Origin of the sequence: Pseudofrankia saprophytica, assembly GCF_000235425.2 — a bacterium.
Classification (GTDB): Bacteria; Actinomycetota; Actinomycetes; order Frankiales; family Frankiaceae; genus Pseudofrankia; species Pseudofrankia saprophytica.
In genome coordinates, this window is the sequence record NZ_KI912266.1 from 3,407,817 (window position 1) to 3,433,740 (window position 25,924).

The following is a 25,924-nucleotide window of genomic DNA, read 5'->3' on the forward strand; positions in this document are numbered from 1 at the left end:
GCCCACCCGCGCGGCGCCGGCGGCCACGGACAGGAGACCTCATGGACATGAACGACGGCCCGGCGGACGCGGAGTTCCGGGCCGAGGTGCGCGCCTGGCTCGCCGACCACCTGGTCGGCGAGTTCGCCGACCATCGCGGCGTCGGCGGCCCGACCGACGACGAGCACTGGGACCTGCGGCTGGCCTGGGAGCGCCAGCTGGCCGACGCCCGGCTGCTCAACATCAGCTGGCCCGAGGAGTACGGCGGCCGCGGCGGCACCGTCGAGCAGGAGATCATCTTCCTGCAGGAGCACGCGGCCGCGGCCGCGCCGTACTGGGTCGGCGTCCAGGGCCGGGACCTGTTCGGCCCGACGCTGCTGCGCCACGGCACCCCCGCCCAGAAGGCCCGCTTCCTGCCCGCGATCACCCGGGCCGAACAGTTCTGGGGCCAGGGCTTCTCCGAGCCCGGCGCCGGCTCCGACCTCGCCGGGCTGCGCACCCGCGCCGTCCGCGACGGCGACGAGTGGGTGATCGACGGGCAGAAGATCTGGACGACCTTCGGCGACACCGCCGACTGGCTCTACGTGCTGTGCCGGACCAACCCGGACGCCCCGAAGCACCGCGGTATCTCGATGCTGCTGGTCCCCGCCGACCAGCCCGGCGTCGACATCCGGCCGATCCGCAACATCGTCGGCAGCCGGGAGTTCTGCGAGGTGTTCCTCACCGGCGCGCGGACCGCCGCCGACCTGGTGGTCGGCGAGGTCGACGGCGGCTGGAAGGTCGCGATGGGCACCGTCGGCGCGGAACGGTTGCTCACCACGCTGCCATACCAGTACATGTTCGCCCGCGAGCTGCGCTCGCTCGTCGACGTGCTGCGCGACCGTGGCCGCACCGCCGACCCGCTCGTCCGCCAGCGGCTCGCGGACGCCTGGATCGGCCTCGAGGTGGTCCGCTACACCAACCTGCGGATGATCGGCACGCTCACTCGGACGGGCGACCTCGGCTCCGAGTCGTCTGTCTCCAAGCTGCAGTGGGCCACCTGGCATCAGCGGCTCGGCGAGCTCTCGATGCGGCTGCTCGGCCCGTCGGCGGAGATCGTCGGCGACGGCTACGCCCTCGACGGCTTCCAGCGAGGCTTCCTCAACAGCCGTGCCGAGACCATCTACGGCGGTGCCAACGAGATCCAGCGCACCATCCTCGCCGAACGCGTCCTCGCCCTCCCCAAGGAAGCCACCTGAGCTCTGACCCGGCGGGGTCAGAAGGACCAGTGCCAGGTGAGTAACGCGCCGAGCGCGCCGGCGGCCGCAACTTGGGCCAGTGGCTCCTCGACGGGAGGGAACGGTCATCGGCGATTCTGTCTGCTCCGCTAACCCGGCGGCACGGGCGCGGCTTTGTCGGGCTCAGGGCCAGCAGCGGTGGACGCGTAGGAGGGCGGACACGGCGGCGGTGACGGTCTCATCCTGAAGGCCGGCGTTGAGGGCGATCTGGACTACCTGGGTGACGGCCGGATCCGGTTTCCTTTCTTGCCGGGTGTTTGGTGAGGTTTCGGGACGGTCGTCGTGCTGGCGGGTGTGAGACGTTCGAGGACCCTGCCATGGAGTACCTGTCGACGGCTTCCACATGGATCTTCCCGGCAGCCGCCGCGGGCCTGCCTCCGGACGGACACCTTCTCGCCGCCGCAGTGCCGACCGGGTGATTGGCTATACCGTTCGGAGCGCGGCGACTGATTCCACGAGGCCGTCGCGTTCCAGCTGGTCGAGGACGTCGTCGATGGACTCCGGTGGGTTGGTCCGAGAATCGGCGATCTGACGGACGGATGCGGCGACTGCGCGCCCCTTGACGCCGATCTGGTTCAGCACGAAGGTGTCGGGCGACTGGGCGTCGATGTTCCACGGTTCCAGGTCGGTGGCGGGGAAGTGCTTCAGGTTGCGGGTGACGATGACCTGGGCGCCGGTCTTGACCGCCGCGGCGAGGACATGCCGGTCGTCAGGATCCGGGAGTTTAAGCCCGTCGATCAGCGGCTCGTGGCCGGACACCAGAGCGTCTCGGACAGCTGCGTTCATGAGGTCACGGAGACGGTCGAGGCGCGTGGGCGGAATGTCAGGCCGGTTGCGGCGGAGCGCGGTGACCATCTCGTCGAGGATCTGGCTGGTCCACTTGGCCTGGACCAGGCCCGACTGGGCGATTCTGATCAGCAGGTCGCGCAACGTGTTCGGGTAGAGCACATTGGCGTCGTAGACCACCGTGAAGGTCATCGGTCAGTACAACCCCAGTTCCTGGGTCAGCTGGGTCAGTTCATCGGCTGCGCGCCGCCGGGCCAGGTCGTCACGGCTCTTGTAGGCGCGCAGGTCCTGGAACCTGACTCGGCGGTGGGTGCCGACCAGTCGGAACGGGATCTCGCCGGATTCCAGGAGTTTGATCAGGTAGGGGCGGGAGACGTTGAGGAACTCGGCGGCCTGCTGTGTCGTCAGCTCGGCGGAGTCGGGGATCACATGGACGCCCTCGCCGTTGGCGAGAAAACTGAGGATCTTCGCGAGCAGGACGGCCGCTTCGCGTGGGACAACCAGCGCGTCGTCACCCGCGAGCTCACCGTTGATCGTGACCGGGCCCTCGCCGGGGTGAGTCGTCAGGTACTCGCCGATGCGTCGCGCCGCCCGCAGGGCAAGCTCTCTCTCGGCGCCCTGCTGCCTGGCCGCGCCGTCAACCTGGCCGGGCATCGCCGTCACCTCCACCATCGCGCACGGTCTTCTAATCGAAGTATCCGCAACAATCGCAACATCTGCAAGCCGGCTGACGCCACACGACCGGCACCTTGAAAGGGGGCGAGCACCTGACGGCCGTGGGCCGCAGCTCGTCCTCGGTCAGCGCGGACGTCTGGATCGGCCTCGAGGTGGTCCGCTACACCAACCTGCGGATGATCGGCACGCTCACTCGGACGGGCGACCTCGGCTCCGAGTCGTCCGTCTCCAAGCTGCAGTGGGCCACCTGGCATCAGCGGCTCGGCGAGCTCTCGATGCAGTTGCTCGGCCCGTCGGCGGAGATCGTCGGCGACGGCTACGCCCTCGACGGCTTCCAGCGAGGCTTCCTCAACAGCCGTGCCGAGACCATCTACGGCGGTGCCAACGAGATCCAGCGCACCATCCTCGCCGAACGCGTCCTCGCCCTCCCCAAGGAACCCGCCTGAGCCCCGGCTGGGGCGAAGCCCATCAGGAGGCTGGCATCCGCGGCCGTGAGGCGATGAAGGGGCGGGCCTCCGCTCCTGGTGACGCCCCGGGTGTGGGGAGGTCCTCGGGGTTGCTCACGGCCCGGCCACCGAGCGGGGGGTGGCCGGGCCGGCATACTTGTTGATGACCCAGTGGGCGACGATGAGATTGGGCACCCAGCAAAGAAACGGCACCACCTGGTATGCGCGGTCGAACGCGAGATCGGACTCGGTGCCAGCGATGCCGCTCTGCGCCGCGATCAGCACGCCCAGCCACAGGCGGAGGGTCACCGCGGCGTAGGTCATGGCGAACGTCCGGATCGCCCAGCGCCGGTGCGCGCGGATGTCCCGCCGGACGCCCGCCCGTGCCGCCGCCACGGCGAACACCACCCACAGCACGGCCAGGAGGCCGAAGCCGGCCGTGCCGACGCCGCCCGCGAGGCTGACCGGCGCCAGCACCGCGCCCGCGGTGCCCGCGACGCAGATGGCCGCGATCGTGATCCGTCCGACGACCCGGTGTAGCCCGGCCGCGCGGGCGCGCACCCTGGCCGAGAGCTGGATGGGTGACAGGAGCAGGGCCGTCCCGCCGAACACGACGTGCAGGTAGAACGCGGTCCGCAGCGGCAGCGAACGGTCGACGTAGTTGGCGGCCAGCCGGCTCTGGTCATCGGCCAGACTGCTCAGCGACGAGGTCAGGTACGGCAGCGGGGCGAACATCGCGATGGCCACCGCGCTGAGCGCGAACCACCAGAATGCCGCAGTGCGGGTGCGGCTCGGCGCGGCGGGCCGGTCGATCGTTGACATGGCGCCAACACTGGATCTCCCGCCCGATCCGGATCGACCCCCAGGCGGGTGGATTCCGGCTGCCCGCCCGGGGATGCCGCATCACCCGCACGGGTGACCCGAGGCTGCCCTGACCGGGGGTCGCGCGGGCGGACCGACGACCGTCACCATGACCTATGTCATCCACAGCCGTGGCCGGCCCGGCCGCCCGCCGCTCGACCCGAAAGGTGCGCGGGGACCGCCATGTTCGGGCGGCGTTCGTCACCTTGACGAGCCGCCCCGCGCGCTCCGACGTCTGGTTGGCCGTGGGCTTGGCGGCCGTGACCGTCACCGCGACGGTGCTCTCGCCGGGTGACCCGCCACACCGCCCCGCCGGCCTGCTCGGCGCGGCTCTCGTCGCTTGCGCGGCGTGGTCATTGGTATGGCGGCACTCAGCACCCCTCGCCGCGAGCGCGGTGACGTCGGTGGCCGTGGTGGTCAACTCCGCGGCCGGCTTCGCCACGGGCGCCGTGCAGTGGCCGGCCTGGCTGGCGCTGTTCGGCGTCTTCGCCGCCGGCGGGCTCGTGCCGCGTCTCGCGGGATCGGCACTGGCCGCGGCCGCGGTGGGCGGCTATGCGCTGTTCGACCGTGACGTACCGACGGCTGGAACGTTCAGCGGCATCGCGATGTGCTTCCTGATCTCAGTGATCGCTGGCGATGCCGCTCGGGCTCGCCGTGCCTACGCAACAGAACAGCGGGCCCGGCTGCTGGGTGAAGCGAGGGAACGGGAGCTGGCCGTGGAACAGGCGCAGTTCGACGAGCGTGCCCGCCTCGCGGGCGAGTTGCACGACGCGCTCGGGCACGCGGTCAACGTCGTGGTGCTGCAGGCGGGTGTCGCCCGCCGGGTCTTCGCCGACAATCCCGGTTTTGCGCGCCAGGCCCTCGCCGACATCGAGAACGTCGGCCGCGAGGCGCTGGGTGAACTGGATATGCTGCTGCGGCTGCTGCACCCGCGGGACGAAAAGCGGATGAGCGCGCACGGCGACGGTGGGGGCCTGGGCGTCGAGCTGGCCGGCCTCGTCGACCGGATCCGGGCGCTCGGCAGAGTGGTGGAGCTGGAGCTGGAGCCGATCGACCCCGCCCTGTCCGCCGATGTCGCCCGCACCGTCTACCGCGTGGTGCGGGAGGCGTTGACAAATGCCGTGCGCCACAGCAGCACCGGGCGCATCGAGGTACGAATGCGGGCCGACCCCGGCCGCGTCACGGTCGAAGTGTTCAATGAAGGTGACGGGTTCGCCGGCCCGGTGCTGGGCCGGGGTCTAGCCGGAATGCGGGAACGGGTACGGATCGAGGGCGGGTCCTTCGAGGCCGGCCCGGTCGAGGGCGGGTTCCGGGTCTTCGTCACGCTTCCGCTCCGCGCCGACGATGCCATCTCATGATCAATGTGCTACTGGCCGACGACGACGTTCTTGTGCGTAGTGGACTTCGCGCGCTTCTCGACGCGGAGCCCGGGATCAGGGTGGTGGGCGAAGCGGCGACCGGTGAGGACGCGGTGCGTCTGGCCCGCCGCGAGTGCCCCGACGTCGTCCTGATGGACGTGCGGATGCCGCGGCGGGACGGGGTCTGGGCAACCCGCCAGATCGCCAGCTGGCCCCTTCCTCGGCCGAGAATCCTCGTTCTGACCACGTTCGACCTCGACGAGATCGTCGAGGATGCGTTGACGGCCGGCGCGGACGGCTTCCTCCTCAAGCGGGCCACCCCGGACCAGTTGGTGGACGGGGTGCGGACGGTAGCCGCGGGCGACGCTCTGGTCGCGCCAGCGGTCACCCGCCGCCTGCTGGAGAAGTTCGCTCGCCGCCGCCCACCGGACCGGGAGCGACTGATACAGGCCGACCAGCTCACCGAACGCGAGAAGCAGGTGCTGCTCACACTGGCCGACGGACTGTCGAACCAGGAGATCGCCGAACGGCTGAACCTCTCCGTGGAGACGGTACGGACCCATCTCAAGCGGATTCTCGGCAAGCTCGGGGTCAGGGACCGCACCCAGGCGGTGGTATGGGCATACCGGACCGGCTTTGTCGACGCGGTATCTCACGACTAATTCGCGCCCGAGTAGATCGCGACGGGCGGGACATCGATGTCGACGACGCCATCGTCGGCGTCGAGAACGCAACACCGCCTGCCCAACAGCCTCGCCGACCCCACCCGTACACCCTGTGCGCCCGACGTGGCGTCGACGAAAACGTCTGGCCATCGCTGACATATGTCATGGGTGAACCCGGGTGCGGCTCATTGAATCTGGTGACGACGTCACCGTTCGTGATGCCGATGTTGCCGGATGCTAAATGCTGTGGACGAAGACACCAATGTCATCACCGTCACGGAGCTCTGGCGCCGCTATGGCCCGGTGGGAAGGCGCGGCTACGACGCGGTCCAGGGGGTGGAGTTCTCGGTACGTCGAGGCGAGCTGTTCGCGTTGCTCGGGACCAACGGCGCCGGCAAGACCTCCACCCTGGAGGTGCTCGAGGGTCTGGCCAGGCCGAGTGCCGGCACCGTCAGGGTGCTCGGGTGTGACCCGTTCCGGGACCGGCGCCTGGTACGCCCCAGAATCGGGATCATGCTCCAGGCCGGGGCGTTTCCCGCCGATCTGACGGTCACGGAGGCAGCCTGGGCGTGGGCCGGCACGCTGACGTCGCCGCGCCCGGTCGCCGAGGCGCTCGACATCGCCGGTGTGCGCGACCGGGCGACGGTCCGCATCCGGCAGCTGTCCGGAGGTGAGCGGCGCCGGCTCGACCTCGCCATGGCCATCCTCGGCCGGCCCGAGGTGCTGTTCCTCGACGAGCCGACAACCGGTCTGGACCCGGAGAGTCGCCGTGCGACCTGGGACGGGATCGGGAAGTTGCTCGCGGCGGGAACCACCGTGGTGCTCACCACCCATTACCTCGAGGAGGCCGAAGTGCTGGCGAACCATTTGGCAATCATGCATCGGGGCCGCCTCGTGCGGACCGGCACGCCGGCTGAGGTGGTCGCGTCGCAACCCGCCCGCATCTCGTTCGAACTGGACGCCGAACTCCCCGTCGAGCTACCGGAACTGCCCGGCACGCGGCTGCACCTGGCCGAGGCGTGGCTCGGCCGCCGGAAAGGCAAGGGCAAGGGAGGCAGCGGGAGCGGCGGAGGTGACGGCGGCGGCAGTGACAGCGGCGGAGGTGACGGCGGCGGTGACGGCGGCGGGGGTGGGGGCGGCTGCGCGGTCCTGCTGACCACCGCGGACCTCCAGCAGACGCTCGCGGTGCTTCTGGCTTGGGGGGACCGGCACGGGATACGCCTGCACAACCTCAACGCCCGGTCCGCGTCGCTGGAGGAGGCCTTTCTCGCCGTGGCCCAGGCCGAGGAGACCCTCGCCGGCGAGTTCGAACGCCCTGGGCGAGCAGTGCGGTCAGCCCAGGCGGCGCGGGCAACGCGGATGCGGCAACCGGACAGGATGTCGGTGTGAGCCGCGAAACCGGGCTGGCGCGCCTGCTGCCAGGAGTGGTCGGCGCCGGCGCGGCGCGTCGGATCAGGTCTCTGGGGCGGGCCGAAGCAGTGCTGCTCCGGCGGAACGTCGTGGCGCTGCTCATCGCTCTCGGAACCCCGGTGAGCCTGCTGCCGCTGGCCATGTCGGCCTCGGACCCGGACCGCCGGTTCGCCGGGCTCGGCGCGGCCGCGATCACCGCGCTGACGGCGATCGTGCTCCTGGCTGCCGTGTACTACAACCTCGTCACCACGCTGGTTGCTCGGCGTGAGGCCCTGGTGCTCAAGCGGCTGCGGGCCGGTGAGGCCAGTGACCTCGAAATCCTGGCCGGGACGGCGGCGCCGGCCATCGTGGTGGCCTGGGCGCAGATCGTGGTGGCCGCCGTGGCCACGGCGGCGCTGTTCGACCTGGCCGCGCCGGTGAACCCGCTGCTCGTGGTGGCCGCCGTCGGACTCGGCACGGTCGTGTTCGTGCTGCTGGCCGCGCTCAGCACCGCGGTGACCCCCAGTGTCGAGCTGGCACAGGTGACGACCATGCCGGTGCTGCTGGTGCCGCTGGCTCTGTGCGGGCTGTTCATCCCCCTGGACGACCTGGCCGCGCCGTGGCAGTCCGTCGCCCGGGTGCTGCCACTCACCCCGGTGGTCGACCTGATGCGACTTGGCCTGACCGGAACCGCCACCGACGGGCGCATCGTCGACTTCGCCGGGTCGTTCGGCGCGGCAGCGGTGCCGACCCTGGTACTGGTGTCGTGGGCGGGCGCGGCTGGCTGGGCGGCGCGGCAGTGGTTCCGGTGGGAACCGCGCCAGTGACCAACCGCCGGGCCGGGACGCGGGAAGATCGCGCTCGACCGTCCGAGGCGTGGTGGTCGTGACAGTGTGGACCGCATGACCAGGTGGTGGCGGTGGTGGCGCGCGCGGAGCAGCGCCGAGCGCATGGACGCCATGGTCCGGTGGCCGCTCTATCTGTTCTCCGCCGCCGAGCCGGGGCTGGCGCTGCTCGCGGTCAACTCCCGGGCGGGGGCCTGGGGATCGCTGGCCGCCGGTTTCCTGGTGGTGTCCGCGCTGCATGCCGTGGCCTGTGTCGTGCTGCTGCGCGCCGGGCTCGCGGCCTACCTGGGCGGACCGCGGCCGCCGGCTCGGCTGGTTGCCGGGGCCGCGGCGGGCGCCATCGCGGTGGTCGCGGTGGGCGCCGCCGTCCCCGGGTTCGCCGCCGATCCCGGCGACGGCGTCCCGGTCACGCTCACCGTGGCGATGATCGCCGGTGGCATGCTGACCGTGGCGGTCGCGCCGCTGCTGCGGACACCGGCGCTGCTCGGCTGCGTGTCGCTGGGCGCCGTCGTCGCCGGGGGGCTGGTCGCGGTCGTGGGGGCCGGAACGACGGGGCCCGGGAACGCGTCGGGCACGACGGCGTTCGAGGCGGCCGTGATTTACGCGTACACGGTCGTGTTCGTGGCGCTCACCTACCGGGTCTCGACCTGGATGCTCGGTGTGGTGTGGGAGATCGACCGGTCGCGGGCGGTCCACGCCAGCCTGGCCGTAGCGGAGGAACGGCTGCGGTTCGCCCGAGACCTGCATGACGTCCTCGGTCATAACCTGTCGCTGATAGCGGTCCAGAGCGAACTCGCCGCGCGCCTGGCCACCCGCGGCGACGCCGGAGTCGTGAAACGGATGCTGGAGGTCCGTCAGGTGGCCCACGATTCGCTGCGTGAGATGCGCGCGGTGGTCGACGGTTACCGCCGGGCCGACCTCGGCGCGGAGCTCGCGGGCGCGCGGTCGCTGTTGCGTGCGGCTGGCGTGGCCTGCCGGGTCACCGGCGAGGTCAGCCGGGACGGCCGTGATCAGGCCCTGCCCGCCTCCGCGCAGGCCACGCTCGGATGGGTCGTCCGGGAGGCGACCACCAACGTGATCCATCACAGCGAGGCCACCACCTGCACCATCGACCTCGAGGTGCGCGGCGGCCCCGGTCGCGCGCGTACCGCGGTGCTGCGGATAGCCAACGACGGCGTTCCGGCAGTCCCGGCGGGCACCACCAGGCTGGGCGGCTCGGCCCCCGCCCCTGGGGCGGGCAGCGGCCTCGCCGGCCTCGAGGAGCGGCTCGCCGGCTTGGGCGGCGTTCTCACCGCGGCCCGGGAGCCGGGCGGCTACTTCGTCCTGGAGGCGCGGCTCCCGGTCCCCATCGACGCCGCGGAAGGCACGTCCCTGGTCGGGACATCGCCGCCCGCGTCGCCCGCGTCGCCCGGGGCTACCGTGGCGGAGGCGGGCCGGTGATCAAGGTGCTGCTCGCCGATGACGAGAACCTCATCCGCGGTGCGCTGGCGGTGCTGCTGTCCATGGAAGACGACATCACGGTGGTCGCGCAGGCGGCATCCGGGCCGGAGGCGCTGGCGATGGGACGGCTCCACCGCCCCGACGTCGCGCTACTCGACCTCCAGATGCCTGGTCTGGGCGGCATTGCTGTCGCCCAGGCGCTGCGTACCGACCTGCCCACGTGCGCCAACGTGATCCTGACCAGCCACGGGCGGCCCGGCTATCTCAAGCGGGCGCTCGCCGCCGGAGCGCGCGGCTTCCTGCCCAAGACCGTGTCCGCGCAGGTGCTCGCCGACGTGGTGCGGGTGGTGCACGGCGGCGGCCGCTACGTGGACCCGGAGCTGGCCGCCGAGGCCATCGCGGCCGGAGACAGCCCGCTGACGCCGCGCGAGACCGAGGTACTCGATCTAGCTGCCGGCGGCGCGCCGGTGGAGGAGATCGCGGCGCGGGTGTCGCTGTCGCGGGGTACGGTGCGCAACTACCTGTCGTCTGCTGTCGCCAAACTGAGTGCCGTCAACCGGCACGAGGCCGTCCAGCTCGCTCGCGCCCGCGGCTGGATCTGACCCGGAAGCGCCCGCCCTCGGCCGTCAGCCGGGACGCCTGCTCCCGCCGGCAGGCGCCGGCGGAGCGGTCGAGCAGGTCGACGGCCGTGTCAGCGCTCCACAGCGCTCGTGATGCGATCGGCACGGGACGCGCTCCCTCCGGTGGCCGGGCCGGCGGCGAGGAGCGGGGCGAGCCGGGTGCAGATCGTCTGGACGTGGCGGGCGACGGTCTCCTCGGGCTGGCCGCCGACCGACGCCCACAGGAAGACAGTCTCGACCGGGGCGTCGCTCACATGGTCGAAGATGCGCCCGGCGATGGCCTCCGGAGTGTCGCACCAGAAGTAGCCGAGGATCCGGGCGGAGCGGGTCCGCAGCTTCTCCGGGTCGAGCGCCCTGGGCTCCGGCTGGTCGGTGCCCTCGACCATGTGCCGGCGGTAGGAGTCCTGCTGGTAGGCGAGGTAGGGGGCGACCAGCGGCCAGTCGGCCTCCGGGTCGTCGCTGACCCACGCCTGGATCCCGCCGGCCATCCGGGCGGTCGCCGGGTCGTGGCCGGCCTCGACGAGCCCCGCGCGGTACTGCGGCCAGTTCGCCGCGTCCGCGGACAGCAGCGGCTCGCCGAGCAGGCCGGCGCGCCGTGCCCCCTGAGGGCCCTGGTAGCCCATCCAGATCGGGGGCCGTTCCTGGACCGGCCGGGGCGTCACCCCACCCGGTCCCCACAGCCGGCGGATCTCGCGTGCCCGCTCGTCGGTCTGCCCGTAGCGGCGTTCCATGGACGCCCCGAACAGGGCGTACTCGGGGACGCGGTAGCCGGCGCCGATACCCAGATCGAGCCGCCCGGCGGAGACGAGGTCGACCATCGCGGCCTGCTCGGCGATCTCGGCGGGATGGTGCAGCGGCGCGACGACGATGGCCGTGCCGATGCGCACCCGGGACGTCCGGGCGGCGATCGCCGCGGCGAACGTCAGCGGCGCGGCGAGGTAGTCGTCGTCGAACCGGTGGTGCTCGGTCAGCCAGACGGAGTGGGCCCCGAGGTGCTCGGCCTCCTGGCACATCTCCAGGGTGAAGGCGTGCAGCCTGGCCGGGTCGCGCCGCCACCGCGGCGGGTTGCGCAGGTCGAAGTAGAGGCCGACGTCGAGTCCTCCCGAGGCGTTCACCGGCGCCTCACACGCCGGCCCGGGCCAGCAGCCGCTCGTGGTAGACGGCCGGGCCGCCGAACAGCAGCTGGGACGACTTCGCGCGGCGGAAGTACAGGTGGGCGGGATGCTCCCAGGTGAAGCCGATGCCGCCGTGGACCTGGATGTTCTCCGCCGCGGCGGACATGAACGCCTCGGAGCAGACGACGTGGGCGACGGCGGCGGCCAGCCCCGGGTCGGGCGCGCCGTCGACGCCGTCCAGGGCGGCGGCGGCCTCCCGCGCGGCCGCGTCGGCGACCTGGATGCGGGTGAACATGTCGGCGCACTTGTGCTTGACGGCCTGGAAGGTCCCGATGGGCCGGCCGAACTGCACCCGGTCCCTGGCGTAGGCGGTGGCGGCGTCGAGGCACGCCCGCGCGCCGCCGACCTGCTCGGCGGCCAGCGCCGTGGTCGCCACGTCGAGGACGCGACGCAGGACGGCGGCGGCGGCGCCGGGCTCGCCGACGACGGTCGCCGGGGTGCTCCAGAAGTCGAGCCGGGCCACCCGGCGGGTGAGGTCGAGGGTGGGCAGCGGGGTCCTCGTGAGGCCGCCGGCAGCGCCGTCGACGACGCACAGCGTCGGGCCGGCCGGGCTGGCGGCGACGACGAGCACGACGTCCGCGCCGGCGCCGTCGACGACCAGCGGAGCCGAGCCGTCGAGCGTGACCCCGCCCTGCCCCGGCTGCGCCGTCACCGCGAGGCCACCGACACCGCCGAGGTCCCAGCCGCCGCCGGCGCCGGGCGCGGCCAGCGCCGCGAGGGTGGTGCCGGCCGCGATGCCGGGCAGCAGGCGTCCGGCGGCGTCGCCGTCGCCGGCGGCCGCGAGCGCCGTCCCGGCGAGCACGACCGACGAGAGGAACGGCACGGGCAGCAGCGCCCGGCCCAGCTCGCCGAGCACGACGGACAGCGCCGTCACGCCGGCGCCGTCGCCGCCGTACTCGGCTGGTAGCGCGAGCGCCTGTAGACCCAGCTGTTCGGCCATCTGCGCCCAGATCTTCTCGTCGTAGCCGCGGTCGGAGGCCACGGCGGCGCGCACGGCCGCCTCGTCGGCCTTGGCCGCGAGGAAGTCCCGCACCGCCGCACGGAGTTCCTCGAGCTCCGCCTCCCCGATCAGCCCGTCCGGGGCGTCGAGGCCCCCGCCGAGGTCGCCGGTCATGACTCGCCCCTTCCCGAGCGGCGTAGCTCCCGGAACGGCGACTTCGTGTCGATGCCCGGCTCCTTCGGCAGGCCGAGCACCCGCTCCGCGAGGATGTTCTTCATGATCTCTTCGGTGCCGCCGAGGATGCGCAGCGCCGGGGTCGCGAGCAGCAGCTCCGTCCAGGCGAACGTGCCCCATTCGCCGGTGTCCGCGACGAGGCGCGGGCCGACGATCTCGGCCGCGAAGTGCGCGCCGCGGGTGAGGTTGCGGGCGTACATGAGCTTGGAGACGCTCGCCTCCGGGCCGGGCTGCTCGCCGGCCCTGGCCCGGCGCAGCGACTGGCGGTTGAGGTAGTCGGTGGCGGCCACCTCGGCGTAGAGGCCGGCGAGCTCGCGGCGCGCGGCGGCGTCGTCGAGCCGCCCGTTCGCGCGCAGCAGTTCCGTGAGGAACGGCAGGGACACGGCGCGGCCGGCGGGGCCGGACGTGCCCTCGCCCCCGACGCTGGCCCGCTCGTTCATCAGCGTGGTCATCGCGACGGCCCAGCCGCCGTCGACGTCGCCGAGCCGGTGGTCGTCCGGTACGCGGACGTCGGTCAGGAACACCTCGTTGAAGTCGGCACCGCCACTCATCTGGCGCAGCGGGCGGATCTCGACGCCGGGCGCCGCCATGTCGACGAGGAACGCGGTGATGCCCCGGTGCTTGGGCTTGTCGGGGTCGGTCCGGCACAACGCCAGGCCGATCGCGGCGTGCTGGGCGACCGACGTCCAGACCTTCTGGCCGTTCAGGACCCACTCGTCGCCGTCGCGGACCGCGCTCGTGCGCACGCTCGCGAGGTCCGAGCCGGCGCCCGGCTCGCTGAACAGCTGACAGGCGATGATGTCGCCGGCGTACATCGCGGGCAGGTAGCGGCGCCGGATGTGCTCCCGGGCGTGCGCGAGGATCGTCGGCCCGATCATCCCGAGCCCGATCAGGGAGAGCACCGACGTGTCGGGCACGTCGTACTCGGCCTCGACAGCGTCGTACGCCAGGTCGTGCACGGAGGTCAGGCCGCGGCCGCCGAACTCGGCGGGGCCGGTGATCCAGCCGAAGCCGCCCGTGTGGCGGGCCTTCTGCCAGGCCTTCGCCTCGGCGACCTTCGCGGCGTCGACGTCCGGCGGGTCGGTGCTGAAGTAGACGACCTGGTCGTCGCCGACGCCCCACTGGACGGCCTGGCCGCCGCCGGCGCGCCGGGTCGCGTGGGCGTCGAGGAAGGCACGTGCCTCCTCGACGAAGGAGTCTGTGTCGCTCGGCATCCGCGGGTCTCCTTGGCCGTGGGAATGAGGTGCCGCGGGCGTCGTGGGGCGCCCGTCGGCGGACGGGGTGCGGGCCGGTCAGGCGCCCATGCTCAGGCCGCCGTCGACGGTCACCACCGACCCGGTGACGTAGCTGGCGCGCTCGTCGAGCAGGAAGGCGACGGCGTGGGCAAGCTCCGCCGGGTCGCCGCGGCGACCCATCGGGATGAGGCCGCGGATGGCCTCCTGCGACGAGGGCGCCATCGCGTGGGTCATGTCGGTCTCGAAGACACCGGGCACGACGAGGTTGACGGTGATGCCCCTGCGCGCGACGGCCCTGGCCAGCGACCGGGTCAGGCCCGCCAGTCCCGCCTTCGCCGCTCCGTAGCCGACCTGCGAGGGATGGCCCATGGGGGCGGTGACCGAGCCGATGTTGACGATCCGGCCGAACCGCTGCCGCTCCATCGGCTCCAGCGCCGCCTGTGCCAGGTGCCACGGGCCGGACAGGTTGACCCGCAGCGCCAGGTCCCATTCGTCCGCGGTCAGCCGCGCGGCCTTGTTCTCCACCAGCAGGCCGGCGTTGTTGACCAGGTGATCGAGGCGGCCATGGGTCGCGACCACGTCGGCGACGAGTCCGCGCGCGAACGCGCGGTCGCCGACGTCGCCCGGGTGCAGGCTCACCGAGCCGCCGGTGTCGGCCAGGCGGTCTCGCAGCGCCCGCGCCCTGTCGTGGTCGCCGGCGTAGACCGCCGCGACGTGCGCCCCACCGGCCACCAGCAGCTCGGTGACCGCGGCGCCGAGGCCGCGGGTGCCGCCCGTGACGATCGCGACCCGTCCCTGCACGCTTTCTCCCTCGTCGTCGCCTGTTCCCGGCTGTCGCCGGCCGGGCTGTCCGGCCGGCTCGTCGAGGTCAGGTGCGCATGTAGGCGCCGCTGGCCACGTTGACCGACTCGCCCGTGACGCAGCGGGCCCGGTCGCTGGCGAGGAAGGCGATGGTCTCGGCGATGTCGCCCGCCGTCGGCATCCACGGCAGCGGTCCGCGGTTGCCCGGGTCCTCGATGATCTCCGGGTGCTGGTCGATGAACCGGGTGCCGCCGACGACTCCCATCGCCACCGTCACGGCCCGGATCCCGAAGGGCCCGCCCTCGTGGGCCACCGACCGGGTCAGCACGTTCAGGCCGCCCTTGGTGATCGCGTACGGGCTCTCCAGGCCGTTGCCGCCCACGTCGGGGGCGTAGGAGGAGACGTTGACGACGACCCCGCGCCGGCGGTCGCGCATCGCGGGCAGCAGCCGCCGGCACAGGTACCACGGCCCACTGAGGTTGATCTCGACCGCTCGGTCCCAGTCGGCCGGGTCGTAGTCGAAGTGCCCGCCCATCCGGTTGAACGCCGCGTTGTTCACCAGCACGTCGACCGCCCCATGGTCGGCGAGCACGGTCTCGACGACGATGTCGATCGCGGCCCGGCTACCGACGTCGAGCTGATGGCCGACGACGGTCGCGTGGCGGTGCTCCCGCGCCAGCCGCGCGGCGACGGCCTCGGTGCGCCCCCGGTGCGCGTCGGTGACGACCACCGTCGCGCCCGCGGCGGCGAACCGCCGAGCGGTCGCCTCGCCGATGCCGCCGCCCGCGGCCGCGGTGACCAGCACGACCCGGCCGGCGAACTCCTTCGGGTCAACGACCGGCGGGAGCTGGGGATGCGGCACCAATGATGACCTCCTCCGTCCACGCGGGGCTCGGATGGCGTGAGCCGGACCGCTGTCCTCCCGACTCCCGAACAGATAAATTAACATACTAATTCAATCTGTTGGAAGGCTGGCGACCCGACTGGCCGGCCCGCGTGAGCGGGCCTCCCGCCCGGGTCGGCGGCGAGGCCGAGAGGGGAACGACGATGGGTCGGACAGCGGTGGTGACCGGCGCGGCGCGTGGGATCGGCACGGCGATCGCGGAGGGTCTCGCGGCGGCGGGCCACGACGTGGCGGTGCTCGACCTCGACGCCGACGCGGCCGGGAAGGTGGCGTCCGGGCTCACCGAGCGCCACGGCGTCCGGGCGATCGGGGTGGGCGTCGACATCACCGACGCGGCGGGCGTCGGCGCCGCCGTCGCACGGGTGACCGAGACGCTCGGCCCGGTCGAGGTCCTCGTCAACAACGCCGGCGTCGACGTGATCAAGCCGTTCCTCGACTCCACGGAGGAGGAGTGGGCCCGCATCGTCGCGGTGAACCTGCTCGGCACGATCCGGATGACCCGGGCCGTGCTCGACCCGATGGTCGAACGCGGCTGGGGCCGCGTCGTGATGATCGCGTCGGATGCCGGCCGGGTAGGCTCGTCGGGCGAGGTCGTCTACAGCGGCAGCAAGGGCGGAGTGATCGCCTTCGGCAAGGCCCTGGCCCGGGAGGTCGCCCGGCACGGTGTGACGGTGAACAGCGTCTGCCCCGGCCCCACCGACACCGCGCTGCTCGACCAGGTCGCCGCCGTCAGCCAGAAGCTCTACGAAGGCCTGGCCAAGGCGGTCCCGATGCGCCGGATCGCCACCCCCGAGGACATCGCGCCGGCGGTCGCCTTCCTCGCGTCGGACGGCGCCGGCTACGTGACCGGCCAGACCCTGTCCGTCAGCGGCGGCCTGACGATGGCCTGATCCGGTGGCGATCCCGACGGGCCCGGCCGCGGCCGGGCCGGCATCCGCGGGCCCACGCGTGGGCCTGCGGGTTCCCCGCGGGCTGTTCACCGCCGGCCTGCTGCCCGGCGCGGTCGCGCGGGCCGAGGACGCCGGGCTGGACCTGCTGGCCGTGGGGGACCACGTGACCTTCCACGGTGGCCAGGGCGGGGACGGCCTGGTCCAGGCCGCGGCCCTGGCCGCGCTTGCACGCCGGGCGCGGATCGCTGTGTCGGTCTACCAGCTCGCGCTGCGTCATCCGGTCGCCGTCGCCCGCCAGCTGGTCGACGTCGCCGCGCTCGCGCCGGGCGGGCTCTCCTTCGGCGTCGGCGCCGGGGGCGAGGACCGTGCCGAGGTCGCCGCGCTCGGCGTCGACCCGGCGACCAGGGGACGCCGGCTCGACGAGAGCCTGGCGGTTCTGCGCCGGCTGCTCACCGGCGAGCCGGTCGATCACGAGGGGCCGTTCTTCTCGCTGTCCGGCGTGGCGGTGCGGCCGGCGCCGTCCCGTCCCGTCCCGATCATCGTCGGTGGGCGGTCGGACGCGGCGCTGCGCCGGGCCGCGCTGCATGGCGATGGCTGGCTCGGGGTCTGGGTCTCGCCGCGCCGCTTCGCCGAGGCTGTCGGCCAGGTCGAGACGATCGCGGCGGACGCCGGGCGGGCCGCGCCGGCCTGGCGACACGGCCTCCAGGTGTGGTGCGGCTTCGGCGCCGACCCGCGGCGGGCCGCGGCGGCCCTGGCCGCCGAGATGGAGGGCCTCTACGGGCTGCCCTTCGAACGGTTCGCCCGGTGGTGCCCGGCCGGGCGGCCCGACGACGTCGCCGAGTTCCTGGCTCCCTACGTGGCGGCCGGGGCGGGCGAGATCTGCCTGATCGCGGCCGCCGGCGACCCGATGGAGGCGGTCGCCGGCGCCGCGGCCGTACGCGGCCTGCTGCGCGCGTAGGGCGGGCAGGTGGCCTAGGCCGCCGGGCGGGGCTCGCGGGGCAGGCCCAGGACCGTCTCGGAGATGATGTTGCGCTGGATCTCGGACGCGCCGGCATAGATGGTGCCGGAGCGCGCCGCCATCCAGGCGCCGGCCCACGAGGCGGTCGAGCTGGCTGGCACGCCCGGGTCGTCGGCCCGGTAGGCCCGCAGTGGCGGGCGGCCCTGGAGCACCTGCCCCCGGGGGCCGAGGACGTCCTCGGCCAGCTCCGTCACCCGCTGGTGGTACTCGCTCCAGTACAGCTTGGCGACCGACGCCGTCGCGGCCAGCTCGCCGCCTCCCGCGAGGCCGGTGAGGATCCGGTAGCCCAGGTGGCGCATGACCTCGACCCGGACGACGGCGTCGGCGAGCCGCTGTCGGACCACCGGATCGCCGGCCTTGCCGTCCTGCCGGGCCAGCCGGATCAGGCGGTCGAGCTCCGAGCGGAACAGGATCGGGTTGGTCGCGGCCTCCTCGCCGCGCTCGTGGCCCAGCAGCGCCGTCGCCACCTTCCAGCCTTCGCCGGGCGCGCCGACGACGTTCTCGGCCGCCGTGCGTGCCTCGGTAAAGAAGACCTCGCAGAAGTCACTCTCGCCCGTCATCTGGCGGATGCGCCGAATCTCGATGCCAGGCTGGTCGATCGGCACGAGCAGGAAGCTGATCCCGCGGTTGCGGGCGGCGGCGGGATCGGACCGGGCGAGGACGAAGATCCAGTCGGCGTCGAAGGCGTGCGACGTCCAGATCTTCTGGCCGTCGATGACCCACTCGCCACCCTCGAGGCGTGCCCGGGTGCGCAGCGAGGCCAGGTCGGAACCCGCCTCGGGCTCGGAGTAGCCCTGGCACCAGTGCTCCTCGCCGGACAGGATCAGGGGCAGGAACCGCTCCTTCTGCGCGGGGGTGCCAAAGCGCAGCAGGGTCGAGCCCAGCATCTTGATCGCGTAGGTGTCGTACGGCGCTCCGTAGGGAACGCCGGCGCGGGCCAGCTCCTCGACGAGGGCGACCTGGTGCAGGCGGGACAGGTCTCGGCCGCCGTACTCGACGGGCCAGGTGACCCCGAGCAGCCCGCGCCGGTACAGCGTGGCCCGCCAGCTCTCGACGAACTCCTCCGCGGCGGTCCGGTCCTCGATCGCCCCGAGGCCGGCGAAGCCCGCCGGGAGCTCCTCGGCGAGGATGGCGCGCACCTCGGCGCGGAAGGCCTCGACGTCGGGTGGGTAGCGCAGGTCCATGAGATAAAGATAGATTATTTATCTAATTTGGGTGGGTGATGTGGGCCGCTTCCCGGTCGTCAGCCTGGCCCGGTGGCGCGCCCACGGCGGCGTCCGGCCCCGGCGGGACGAGCGGCGGGGCGGCGGGGCGCGCGCCGCGCCGACCGGTCGACGCGGTGCGCGGCCACCGGCTCGCCGTCGCGCGCGGGCTCGCCCGTCCACGGCGCCACCTCGGGGTGCTGGCAGCCGGGCTCGTGGATGTGCGTCGCCTGCCAGTAGCCGGCGCGGTCGCGCCGCAGGTCGAGCACCCCCGCGCAGCAGTGGGTCGAGTAGGTGGCGGCCGCCTCGAGTAAGAGCCGTGGCGGCTGCTCGTCGGCGACGATGAGCCTCATCCTGGGTCCTCCCGCGTCGTCTGCGTCGGAACGCGGCCGCCATGTCCGGCCGGTGCCCGCTGGCCGCCTGCTCGGCTGGCGGCCGTCTTGCGATAGCGCTAAATCATCGTGCTTGCTTGGCGGTCTCGCTAGGGGGTGTGGCCGCTCAGCTCATCAGGTCGACGGCGGTCTCGGCCGGAACGCCCGTGAGCAGGAACGTGCTCACCGACTCCAGGTGGCGGGTCCAGTAGGCCTCGACCTCGATGGCCGTCCCGTCCCGCAGCAGCGCGACCAGCCTCCGGTGGCTGCGATGGGTGCGCTCGCGCAGGGCGGCGTGGGTGTCCGGCGGCGCGTCCCAGGTCGATGAGACGTTGGCTGTCTCGACGACGGCGTAGAGCATCCGGACCAGCAGGCTGAGGGTGGGGCTGTCGGCCAGCTCCACCAGGCCCAGGTGCAGGTCCTGGTCGGCGGTGAGGAAGTCGTCGTGGCGGGCGGCGGTGTGCGCGCGTGCCTCCGCGGCGAGCAGTTCCTCGAGCCGGGCCACCTTCGCCGGGGTGCGGGCCGCCGCCAGCCGGGCCGCGGCCTGGCCCTCCAGCAGCGTGCGGATCTCGAAGACGTCCTTCAGCCGGGCTCCGCGGTGCTGCAGCACGGCGCCTGCCTGACGGGCGAGCGCCGCGGGGCTGGGCACCTGGACCCGGGCGCCGCCCCGGGACCCGCGCAGCACGGTGATGAGGCCCTCGGCCTCGAGCATGCGGAAGCCTTCGCGCAGCGTTGGCCGGGAGACGCCGAACTGGGCCATGAGGACGGACTCCGACGGGAGCATGGTGCCCTCGGCGAGCTCGCCTCGCACGATCCTCCCGCGTACCTGGCTCGCGACCAGCTCCCCGGCCTTGGGTACGCGTACCTGGCGGCCTGGTCCGGCACCGCCCTGGCCCGCGCCGCCGGGGCTCACGCCGGTCTGGGGGGAGCGCCCTTCGGACGTGGTCGTCATACCTGGCTTCAGCCGGCCGGCGGGGCGTCGTCGTCGCCGGTCGCGCCGGTGAACCGCGCGGGACGCTTCTCCTGGATCGCCGCCATGCCCTCGACGGGGTCGGGCCCACCGAAGCCGTAGAACTCCAGTGCCAGCGACGCGTCGAAGCTCGGGCCCATCGCGCGGTACCAGTTGTTCAGCGCGTACTTCGTCCAGCGGACGGCGCTGGGGGAGACGGCCATCAGCTTGCGCGCGACGCCGAGTGCGGTGTCGCGCAGGTCGGCCTCGTCGACGGCCAGCGACACCAGCCCGATCCGCTCCGCCTCGGCGCCGGTCAGGGTGTCGTTGGTGAGCAGGTAGTACTTCGCCTTCGCCATCCCGGCGAGGATCGGCCAGCTGATCACGGCGTGGTCGCCGGCCGCGACGCCCAGCCGGGTGTGCCCGTCGAGGATGCGCGCGGTCCTCGCCGCGATCGAGACGTCGGCCAGCACGCCGACGACCAGGCCGGCGCCCACGGCCGGGCCGTGGATGGCCGACACGATCGGTTTCGAGCAGTTGATGACGTTGTAGACGAGGTCGCGGGCCTCCCGCATGACCCGGGTGCGGGTGGCGTAGTCACCCGTCATGTCGGCGAGCAGGTCGAAGCGGCCGCCGGCGGAGAACCCGCGGCCCTCGCCGCGGACCACGACCACCTGCGTGTCGGGATCCCGGTCGACCACTCTCCAGACCTCCGCGAGGTCGCGGTGCATCCGGGGGCTCACCGCGTTCAGGCCCGGGCCGTCGAAGACGAGCTCGAGGACGCCGGGCTCGGGCCGCTCGAGCCGAAGACTGGGGAAGTCCGTGTACAGGTCGGACATCGGGCCGCCCTTCCAGGTCGAGGGTCGCGGGTGGGCGCCGCCCGTGACCGGCCGCACGTCGGCCGGGCGCCCGCCCGTGCGATGGACTCTACGCGAATAAGATAGTTAATTGATACAAGTACGTCCTATCGCGGGGCCGGGTGGTCCAGGTTGGGCTCGGGGAGTAGCCCTGGCTGCCCGGCGACCCGGCCCGCCAGGCCCTCATGTATCCCCAGGAGGCGGACACCGTGCAGCGCAGGCACTTCGAGGTGGAGCACGAGGCGTTCCGCGACCTGTGCCGGTCGTTCTTCGTCAAGGAGTGCGCGCCGAGGGTCGACGAGTGGGAGCGGGCTGGCCAGGTCGACCGCGACGTCTGGCGGCGGGCCGGCGTCGCCGGGATGCTGCTCTGGGAGGCGCCCGAGGAGTTCGGCGGCCAGGGCGTCCGGGACTACCGCTACTCCCAGGTGCTCGCGGAGGAGATCTACGCGACCGGCACCGCGGGCGTCGGCTTTGGCCTGCAGAACGACGTCATGCCGCCCTACCTGATCGACCTGACCAGCCAGGAGCAGAAGGCCCGCTGGCTGCCCGGCTCGGTCACCGGCGACACCATCTGGGGCCTGGCCATCAGCGAGCCGGGCGCGGGCAGCGACGTCGCCTCGATCCGCGCGACCGCGCTGCGCGACGGGGACGCCTACGTCGTCAACGGCGCGAAGACGTTCATCACCAACGGGCTGCTGCTCGACAAGGCCGTCGTCGCGGTCAAGACCGATCCGGCGCAGCGGCACAAGGGCGTAAGCCTGCTCGTCGTCGAGGACGGCATGCCCGGCTTCGAGCGCGGCCGGCACCTCGACAAGGTCGGCCAGCGCTCGCAGGACACCACCGAGTTGTTCTTCCGCGACGTGCGGGTGCCGGTGGCGAACCTGCTCGGCGAGGAGGGCAGGGGCTTCGGCTACCTGATGCGCAACCTGCCGCAGGAGCGCCTCGGCGCGGGCGTCGCCGCCACCGGCGTGATGTGGCGGGCCCTCGGGCTGACCATCGACTACGTCCGCTCCCGCCAGGCCTTCGGCCAGACGCTGGGCGGCTTCCAGAACACCCGGTTCGAGCTGGCCGAGGTCAAGACGCTGTGCGAGGTCGCGCAGGCCTACGTCGACAAGGCCGTGGTGGAGCACCTGGCCGGCGACCTCTCGCCCGAGGACGCCGCCGGGCTCAAGCAGTGGACGACCGACACCCAGAACCAGGTCGTCGACCGCTGCCTGCAGCTGTTCGGCGGCTACGGCTACATGAACGAGTACGAGATCGCCCGGCTGTGGCGCGACAGCCGGGTCCAGCGGATCTACGCCGGCAGTAACGAGGTCATGAAGGAGATCGTCGGCAGGGCGCTGCGCCTCGACGGGCCGGCCGCCTGATGGGAGCCGCCAGCACGCAGCCACTCGTCCGCCTGGAGGCCGCCGACGGTGTCGGCACGATCCGGCTGGACCGCCCGCCCGTCAACGCGGTGAACGCCGAGATGCGCGCCCAGCTCGCCGCGGCGGCGGCCGAGGCCGGCCGGCGCGACGACGTGCGCGCGGTGGTCGTGTACGGCGGAGACAGGAGCTTCGCGGCCGGGGCCGACGTGCGTGAGCTCGCCGCGACCGACCTCACGGGCATGGTCGCGGACGTCGGGGAGCTGCAGGCCACCCTCGGCGCGGTCGCCGGCATCGGCAAGCCGACCATCGCCGCTCTCACCGGTTTCGCGCTTGGCGGTGGCCTGGAGATCGCGCTCGCCTGCGACTTCCGGATGGCGGCGCGGGACGTCCGGCTCGGGCTGCCCGAGGTCCTGCTCGGCACGATCCCGTGTGGCGGCGGCACCCAGCGGCTGGCTCGGCTCGTCGGCCCGGCGGTGGCCAAGGACCTGCTGTACACCGGCCGGCAGGTGCGCGCGGACGAGGCGCTCGCGACGGGTCTCGTCGACGCGGTGCTCCCCGTCGGGGAGGTCTACCAGGCGGCGCTCGCCAGGGCGGCGGCGTTCGCCACCGGGCCGGCGCTGGCCCTGCGGGCACTCAAGCTCGCCGTCGACGAGGGCCTCGAGGTTCCGCTGGACAGCGGCCTGGCCATCGAGCGCTCGCACTTCCTGGGCCTGTTCGCGACCGAGGACCGCGCCGAGGGCATGACGTCGTTCCTCGAACGCGGCCCGGGCAAGGCGGTCTTCACCGGCCGCTGACGGCGGGAGTCGTCCTGAGCCGGCTCGCCCATGCCTTGCCGTACGCCCAAAATCGTGTAATTTTCTAACTAATAATGCGATGGGGTGGGCCTCCGTCGTGGATGCCGGGGCCGCGCCCATGCGCGGTGCCCGCGGCGCGGCGGCCCCGCGCGCCCGATGGTGACCCGGGATGGGGACATGGACTTCGGACTGACTGACGAGCAGCGCCTGCTGCGCGAGACGGCGCGCGAGTTCGTGACCAAGGTGTGCCCGCCCGAACGGGCGAAGGCGTGGGACGAGGCGGGGACGTACCCCGCCGAGCTGTTCACCGCGATGGCCGAGCTTGGCTGGCTCTCGCTGCCGTTCCCCGCGGCGCTCGGCGGGGACGACGGCGGGATCGTCGAGCTGTGCCTGCTGGCAGAGGAGCTCGGGCGGGCCAGCCTCGACATCGCGATGTGCTACGCAGGCACGTTCATCCCTGGTCTGACGCTGTTGCGGTGGGGCTCACCGGCCCAGCACGAGCGCTACCTGGCCGACATGATGGCCGGCCGGACCCGCTTCGCCGTGGCGATGAGCGAGCCCGACGCCGGCTCCGACGTGGCGGCGCTGCGGACGTCCGCGGTGGACGACGGCGACCACTTCGTCGTCAACGGGCAGAAGGCCTGGTGCACCGGCGCCAGCGTGCCCGGCGCGATGATCGCGATATACGTGCGGACCGACCCGGACGCCCCCCGGCACCGGGGGCTGTCCCTCCTGCTCGTCGACCCGGCCTCGCCCGGCGTGGAGATCCGCCGGACACCGACGCTGGCTCGCCACATCCTCGGCACGAACGAGGTGTTCCTCACCGACGTGCATGTCCCCAAGGAAAACCTCGTCGGCCCGCTGCACGGCGGCTGGCAGGTCATGCTCTCCGGCCTGGACGTCGAGAAGATCCTCATGAGCGCCGCCTACGTCGGCACCGCGCAGGCGACGCTCGACGAGGCGCTGGCCTATGCGCGCGAGCGGCGGGCGTTCGGGCGCCCGATCGGGGAGTTCCAGTCGCTCGCGCACGCGCTGGCCGACCTGCAGACCGAGATCGACGCGGCCCGGCTGCTGTCCTACCGCGCGGCGTGCCTGCTCGCCGTCGGCGAGCCGTGCACCCGCGAGGGCGCGATGGCGAAGCTGAAGGGCTCCGAGACCTACGTGTCGGCGGCCCGCTGGGGGATGCAGGTCCTGGCCGGCCACGGGTTCTCGACGGAGAGCGTCATGAGCTTCCGCTGGCGGGAGTCGATCGTGGCGACGATCTCCGGCGGCACCAGCCAGATCCAGCGCAACGCGATCGCCCGCAGCATGGGCCTGCGCTCCTACTGACCCCGGGCCCGGGGCGGCGCTGGCCGTCCCCGCCCGGATGGCTACCTGACAGATCTGATCGTTCGTGGGAGGGCGCATGGCGAGCTCCGTCGGGATCACCGGCTACGGCGCGCACGTGCCGTACTGGCGGCTGAGGCGCGCGGCGGTCGCCGCCGCGCTGGGCGCCGGGGGTGGCAAGGGCACCCGGGCCGTGGCCAGCTACGACGAGGACACGACCACACTCGGCGTCGAGGCGGCGCGGGCCGCGCTGCGCGGGCGGGCCGGCGCGCTGGGGACGCTGTACTTCAGCACCACCGACCCCGCGTACGCCGACAAGTCCAACGCCACCGTCGTCCACGCGGCGCTCCGCCTCGGCCGGGACGTGCTCGCGGTGGACTTCGGTGGCGCCGTGCGCAGCGGCGTCGGCGCCCTGCTCGCCGCCACCGGTGCCGCGGTGGGTGGCGCGACCGGGCTGGTCGTGCTGGCGGACACCCGCACAGGCCTGCCCGGCGGGCAGGACGAGACGGCGGGCGGCGACGCGGCGGCGGCCCTGCTCGTCGGGCCGGACACTCCGGGCGCCCCGGTGCTGGCCGAACTGGTCGCCCAGGCCAGCGCCACCGCCGAGTTCCTCGACCGGTGGCGGATTCCCGGCGCGTCCGCGTCCCGCGGCTGGGAGGAGCGCTTCGGCGAGCAGGCCTACCTGCCGCTCGCGCACGAGGCGTTCGCTGCCGCGCTCAAAGATGCCGACCTCACGCCCGACCAGCTCGACCATGTGATCGTCTCCGGCACCCATGCCCGCGCGGTCCGCGCCTTCGCCGCCCGCTGCGGCGCCCGCCGCGACGCGCTCGCGCCCGACCTCACCGAGGCGCTCGGCAATCCCGGCACGGCGCAGGCCGGGCTGCTGCTCGCCGACGTGCTCGACCGGGCCGAGCCCGGCCAGACGATCGCCCTGGTCGTGCTCGCCGACGGCGCGACCGCGACCGTCTGGCGGACGACCGACGCCCTGCCCGCGGGCCGGCCGGCCGTCGGCGTCGCCGCCCAGGTGGCCGCCGGAAACGACGCCCTGCCGTACGCCTCGTTCCTGACCTGGAAGGGCCTTCTGGACCGGGAGCCGCCGCGTCGCCCCGACCCGGCGGCCCCGGCGGCCCCGCCGTCACTGCGCAGCGCCGCGTGGAAGTTCGGGTTCGTCGCGTCGAAGTGCACCGCGTGCGGCGACATCCAGCTGCCCCCGGGCAGGGTCTGCAAGAAGTGCGCGGCGGTGGACGAGACCACCCCGGTGGCACTGGCGGACACGCCCGCGAAGATCGCTACCTTCACCGTCGACCGCCTCGCCCATACCCCGAGCCCGCCGCTCGTCGGTGTCGTCGTCGACTTCGACGGCGGCGGGCGTACCGACTGCGAGCTGACCGACAGCGCTGGCGACGTCGCCATCGGCCAGCGGGTCGAGATGACCTTCCGGCGTGTGGCCACCGCCGGAAACGGGGTTCACAACTATTTCTGGAAGGCCCGGCCGGTTCGTTTCACCAAGGAGCGCTGAG

26 protein-coding genes are annotated in these 25,924 nt (G+C 73.1%); 14 read left to right on the plus strand and 12 right to left on the minus strand.

The annotated features are described in order from the left end of the window. The first annotated feature begins 41 nt into the window (after positions 1-41). The gene (locus FRCN3DRAFT_RS0214255; protein ID WP_007507368.1) at positions 42-1,217 is read left to right on the plus strand and encodes an acyl-CoA dehydrogenase family protein; all 1,176 of its coding nucleotides are present in this window, start codon (positions 42-44) and stop codon (positions 1,215-1,217) included. 462 nt (positions 1,218-1,679) lie between these two features. Here FRCN3DRAFT_RS0214255 and FRCN3DRAFT_RS0214260 read toward each other — a convergent pair whose 3' ends face one another. Both FRCN3DRAFT_RS0214260 and FRCN3DRAFT_RS0214265 read right to left on the minus strand, forming a co-directional pair. Next, on the minus strand, positions 1,680-2,234 hold the full coding sequence (locus FRCN3DRAFT_RS0214260) for a PIN domain-containing protein (protein WP_007507366.1): 555 nt from the start codon (positions 2,232-2,234) through the stop codon (positions 1,680-1,682). Between the two features lie 3 nt (positions 2,235-2,237). After that, positions 2,238-2,696, minus strand: coding sequence for an excisionase family DNA-binding protein (locus FRCN3DRAFT_RS0214265; RefSeq protein WP_007507364.1), 459 nt, complete (start codon positions 2,694-2,696; stop codon positions 2,238-2,240). A 95-nt stretch (positions 2,697-2,791) separates the two neighbouring features. Here FRCN3DRAFT_RS0214265 and FRCN3DRAFT_RS0214270 point away from each other — a divergent pair, with 95 nt between their 5' ends. Further along, positions 2,792-3,163, plus strand: a complete 372-nt coding sequence (locus tag FRCN3DRAFT_RS0214270) for an acyl-CoA dehydrogenase family protein (protein ID WP_084174250.1) — start codon at positions 2,792-2,794, stop codon at positions 3,161-3,163. A 114-nt stretch (positions 3,164-3,277) separates the two neighbouring features. On the opposite strand, the gene FRCN3DRAFT_RS0214275 is transcribed toward FRCN3DRAFT_RS0214270, so the two are convergent. After that, positions 3,278-3,985: a DUF2306 domain-containing protein gene (locus FRCN3DRAFT_RS0214275; RefSeq protein ID WP_007507361.1), complete on the minus strand. Its 708-nt coding sequence runs from the start codon at positions 3,983-3,985 to the stop codon at positions 3,278-3,280. Positions 3,986-4,140: 155 nt separating this feature from the next. On the opposite strand from FRCN3DRAFT_RS0214275, the gene FRCN3DRAFT_RS0214280 reads away from it, so the two are divergent. The 6 genes from FRCN3DRAFT_RS0214280 to FRCN3DRAFT_RS0214305 all read left to right on the plus strand — a co-directional run bounded on the left by FRCN3DRAFT_RS0214280 (position 4,141) and on the right by FRCN3DRAFT_RS0214305 (position 10,323). Next, complete coding sequence (locus FRCN3DRAFT_RS0214280; RefSeq protein ID WP_007507359.1) at positions 4,141-5,382, plus strand: sensor histidine kinase; 1,242 nt, start codon at positions 4,141-4,143, stop codon at positions 5,380-5,382. Further along, positions 5,379-6,044, plus strand: a complete 666-nt coding sequence (locus tag FRCN3DRAFT_RS0214285; RefSeq protein WP_007507356.1) for a response regulator — start codon at positions 5,379-5,381, stop codon at positions 6,042-6,044. The genes FRCN3DRAFT_RS0214280 and FRCN3DRAFT_RS0214285 overlap by 4 nt, the downstream gene beginning before the upstream one ends. A 249-nt stretch (positions 6,045-6,293) precedes the next feature. Further along, a complete protein-coding gene (locus FRCN3DRAFT_RS0214290) occupies positions 6,294-7,436 on the plus strand; it encodes an ABC transporter ATP-binding protein (protein WP_232794042.1) in 1,143 nt (380 codons plus the stop codon). Continuing rightward, complete coding sequence (locus FRCN3DRAFT_RS0214295) at positions 7,433-8,263, plus strand: ABC transporter permease (protein WP_007507352.1); 831 nt, start codon at positions 7,433-7,435, stop codon at positions 8,261-8,263. The genes FRCN3DRAFT_RS0214290 and FRCN3DRAFT_RS0214295 overlap by 4 nt, the downstream gene beginning before the upstream one ends. Positions 8,264-8,386: 123 nt before the next feature. Then, positions 8,387-9,721, plus strand: a complete 1,335-nt coding sequence (locus FRCN3DRAFT_RS44480) for a sensor histidine kinase (RefSeq protein WP_035924761.1) — start codon at positions 8,387-8,389, stop codon at positions 9,719-9,721. Then, positions 9,718-10,323, plus strand: coding sequence for a response regulator transcription factor (locus FRCN3DRAFT_RS0214305; RefSeq protein WP_007507349.1), 606 nt, complete (start codon positions 9,718-9,720; stop codon positions 10,321-10,323). The genes FRCN3DRAFT_RS44480 and FRCN3DRAFT_RS0214305 overlap by 4 nt, the downstream gene beginning before the upstream one ends. Positions 10,324-10,412: 89 nt before the next feature. On the opposite strand, the gene FRCN3DRAFT_RS0214310 is transcribed toward FRCN3DRAFT_RS0214305, so the two are convergent. From FRCN3DRAFT_RS0214310 to FRCN3DRAFT_RS0214330, 5 genes are all read right to left on the minus strand, one after another. Next, entirely contained in the window at positions 10,413-11,456 is a 1,044-nt protein-coding gene (locus FRCN3DRAFT_RS0214310; RefSeq protein ID WP_007507347.1) for an LLM class flavin-dependent oxidoreductase, read from the minus strand. A 7-nt stretch (positions 11,457-11,463) separates the two neighbouring features. Then, the gene (locus FRCN3DRAFT_RS0214315; protein ID WP_007507343.1) at positions 11,464-12,630 is read right to left on the minus strand and encodes an acyl-CoA dehydrogenase family protein; all 1,167 of its coding nucleotides are present in this window, start codon (positions 12,628-12,630) and stop codon (positions 11,464-11,466) included. Next, complete coding sequence (locus FRCN3DRAFT_RS0214320; protein ID WP_007507342.1) at positions 12,627-13,904, minus strand: acyl-CoA dehydrogenase family protein; 1,278 nt, start codon at positions 13,902-13,904, stop codon at positions 12,627-12,629. Before FRCN3DRAFT_RS0214320 ends, FRCN3DRAFT_RS0214315 begins: the two co-directional genes overlap by 4 nt. 78 nt (positions 13,905-13,982) lie before the next feature. Continuing rightward, positions 13,983-14,726: a 3-oxoacyl-ACP reductase family protein gene (locus FRCN3DRAFT_RS0214325; RefSeq protein ID WP_007507340.1), complete on the minus strand. Its 744-nt coding sequence runs from the start codon at positions 14,724-14,726 to the stop codon at positions 13,983-13,985. Positions 14,727-14,793: 67 nt separating this feature from the next. Next, positions 14,794-15,588 carry an SDR family NAD(P)-dependent oxidoreductase gene (locus FRCN3DRAFT_RS0214330; protein WP_007507338.1) on the minus strand — a complete coding sequence of 265 codons (795 nt, stop codon included), beginning with the start codon at positions 15,586-15,588 and terminating at the stop codon, positions 14,794-14,796. Positions 15,589-15,773: 185 nt separating this feature from the next. On the opposite strand from FRCN3DRAFT_RS0214330, the gene FRCN3DRAFT_RS0214335 reads away from it, so the two are divergent. Beyond that, positions 15,774-16,520 carry an SDR family NAD(P)-dependent oxidoreductase gene (locus FRCN3DRAFT_RS0214335; protein ID WP_007507336.1) on the plus strand — a complete coding sequence of 249 codons (747 nt, stop codon included), beginning with the start codon at positions 15,774-15,776 and terminating at the stop codon, positions 16,518-16,520. Positions 16,521-16,524: 4 nt separating this feature from the next. After that, positions 16,525-17,478 carry an LLM class flavin-dependent oxidoreductase gene (locus FRCN3DRAFT_RS0214340; protein ID WP_007507334.1) on the plus strand — a complete coding sequence of 318 codons (954 nt, stop codon included), beginning with the start codon at positions 16,525-16,527 and terminating at the stop codon, positions 17,476-17,478. Positions 17,479-17,492: 14 nt separating this feature from the next. Here the strand turns inward: FRCN3DRAFT_RS0214340 and FRCN3DRAFT_RS0214345 are convergent, their stop codons facing one another. The 4 genes from FRCN3DRAFT_RS0214345 to FRCN3DRAFT_RS0214360 all read right to left on the minus strand — a co-directional run bounded on the left by FRCN3DRAFT_RS0214345 (position 17,493) and on the right by FRCN3DRAFT_RS0214360 (position 20,899). Further along, positions 17,493-18,722: an acyl-CoA dehydrogenase family protein gene (locus FRCN3DRAFT_RS0214345; protein ID WP_007507333.1), complete on the minus strand. Its 1,230-nt coding sequence runs from the start codon at positions 18,720-18,722 to the stop codon at positions 17,493-17,495. Between the two features lie 59 nt (positions 18,723-18,781). Continuing rightward, positions 18,782-19,093 carry a hypothetical protein gene (locus FRCN3DRAFT_RS0214350; protein WP_007507330.1) on the minus strand — a complete coding sequence of 104 codons (312 nt, stop codon included), beginning with the start codon at positions 19,091-19,093 and terminating at the stop codon, positions 18,782-18,784. 145 nt (positions 19,094-19,238) lie between these two features. Further along, positions 19,239-20,063, minus strand: coding sequence for a FadR/GntR family transcriptional regulator (locus tag FRCN3DRAFT_RS44485; RefSeq protein ID WP_007507328.1), 825 nt, complete (start codon positions 20,061-20,063; stop codon positions 19,239-19,241). 8 nt (positions 20,064-20,071) lie between these two features. Next, a complete protein-coding gene (locus FRCN3DRAFT_RS0214360; protein WP_007507325.1) occupies positions 20,072-20,899 on the minus strand; it encodes an enoyl-CoA hydratase/isomerase family protein in 828 nt (275 codons plus the stop codon). A 227-nt stretch (positions 20,900-21,126) separates the two neighbouring features. Between FRCN3DRAFT_RS0214360 and FRCN3DRAFT_RS0214365 the strand changes: the two genes are divergently transcribed. The 4 genes from FRCN3DRAFT_RS0214365 to FRCN3DRAFT_RS0214380 all read left to right on the plus strand — a co-directional run bounded on the left by FRCN3DRAFT_RS0214365 (position 21,127) and on the right by FRCN3DRAFT_RS0214380 (position 25,923). Next, complete coding sequence (locus FRCN3DRAFT_RS0214365) at positions 21,127-22,284, plus strand: acyl-CoA dehydrogenase family protein (protein ID WP_027140576.1); 1,158 nt, start codon at positions 21,127-21,129, stop codon at positions 22,282-22,284. Beyond that, entirely contained in the window at positions 22,284-23,078 is a 795-nt protein-coding gene (locus FRCN3DRAFT_RS0214370; protein ID WP_007507321.1) for an enoyl-CoA hydratase/isomerase family protein, read from the plus strand. Before FRCN3DRAFT_RS0214365 ends, FRCN3DRAFT_RS0214370 begins: the two co-directional genes overlap by 1 nt. 177 nt (positions 23,079-23,255) lie before the next feature. Continuing rightward, positions 23,256-24,407 carry an acyl-CoA dehydrogenase family protein gene (locus FRCN3DRAFT_RS0214375; protein WP_007507319.1) on the plus strand — a complete coding sequence of 384 codons (1,152 nt, stop codon included), beginning with the start codon at positions 23,256-23,258 and terminating at the stop codon, positions 24,405-24,407. Positions 24,408-24,483: 76 nt separating this feature from the next. Next, the gene (locus FRCN3DRAFT_RS0214380) at positions 24,484-25,923 is read left to right on the plus strand and encodes an OB-fold domain-containing protein (protein WP_007507317.1); all 1,440 of its coding nucleotides are present in this window, start codon (positions 24,484-24,486) and stop codon (positions 25,921-25,923) included. Position 25,924 lies beyond the last annotated feature (1 nt).

What these genes read in the sequence shown, in the direction of transcription:
- FRCN3DRAFT_RS0214360 (WP_007507325.1), bottom strand. Translation starts at nt 20,899, where the DNA reads ATGTCCGACCTGTACACGGACTTCCCCAGTCTTCGGCTCGAGCGGCCC.
- FRCN3DRAFT_RS0214370 (WP_007507321.1), top strand. Translation starts at nt 22,284, where the DNA reads ATGGGAGCCGCCAGCACGCAGCCACTCGTCCGCCTGGAGGCCGCCGAC.
- FRCN3DRAFT_RS0214375 (WP_007507319.1), top strand. Translation starts at nt 23,256, where the DNA reads ATGGACTTCGGACTGACTGACGAGCAGCGCCTGCTGCGCGAGACGGCG.
- FRCN3DRAFT_RS0214265 (WP_007507364.1), bottom strand. Translation starts at nt 2,696, where the DNA reads ATGCCCGGCCAGGTTGACGGCGCGGCCAGGCAGCAGGGCGCCGAGAGA.
- FRCN3DRAFT_RS0214255 (WP_007507368.1), top strand. Translation starts at nt 42, where the DNA reads ATGGACATGAACGACGGCCCGGCGGACGCGGAGTTCCGGGCCGAGGTG.
- FRCN3DRAFT_RS0214380 (WP_007507317.1), top strand. Translation starts at nt 24,484, where the DNA reads ATGGCGAGCTCCGTCGGGATCACCGGCTACGGCGCGCACGTGCCGTAC.
- FRCN3DRAFT_RS44480 (WP_035924761.1), top strand. Translation starts at nt 8,387, where the DNA reads ATGGACGCCATGGTCCGGTGGCCGCTCTATCTGTTCTCCGCCGCCGAG.
- FRCN3DRAFT_RS0214335 (WP_007507336.1), top strand. Translation starts at nt 15,774, where the DNA reads ATGGGTCGGACAGCGGTGGTGACCGGCGCGGCGCGTGGGATCGGCACG.
- FRCN3DRAFT_RS0214280 (WP_007507359.1), top strand. Translation starts at nt 4,141, where the DNA reads ATGTCATCCACAGCCGTGGCCGGCCCGGCCGCCCGCCGCTCGACCCGA.
- FRCN3DRAFT_RS0214285 (WP_007507356.1), top strand. Translation starts at nt 5,379, where the DNA reads ATGATCAATGTGCTACTGGCCGACGACGACGTTCTTGTGCGTAGTGGA.
- FRCN3DRAFT_RS0214260 (WP_007507366.1), bottom strand. Translation starts at nt 2,234, where the DNA reads ATGACCTTCACGGTGGTCTACGACGCCAATGTGCTCTACCCGAACACG.
- FRCN3DRAFT_RS0214315 (WP_007507343.1), bottom strand. Translation starts at nt 12,630, where the DNA reads ATGACCGGCGACCTCGGCGGGGGCCTCGACGCCCCGGACGGGCTGATC.
- FRCN3DRAFT_RS44485 (WP_007507328.1), bottom strand. Translation starts at nt 20,063, where the DNA reads ATGACGACCACGTCCGAAGGGCGCTCCCCCCAGACCGGCGTGAGCCCC.
- FRCN3DRAFT_RS0214275 (WP_007507361.1), bottom strand. Translation starts at nt 3,985, where the DNA reads ATGTCAACGATCGACCGGCCCGCCGCGCCGAGCCGCACCCGCACTGCG.
- FRCN3DRAFT_RS0214345 (WP_007507333.1), bottom strand. Translation starts at nt 18,722, where the DNA reads ATGGACCTGCGCTACCCACCCGACGTCGAGGCCTTCCGCGCCGAGGTG.
- FRCN3DRAFT_RS0214320 (WP_007507342.1), bottom strand. Translation starts at nt 13,904, where the DNA reads ATGCCGAGCGACACAGACTCCTTCGTCGAGGAGGCACGTGCCTTCCTC.
- FRCN3DRAFT_RS0214350 (WP_007507330.1), bottom strand. Translation starts at nt 19,093, where the DNA reads ATGAGGCTCATCGTCGCCGACGAGCAGCCGCCACGGCTCTTACTCGAG.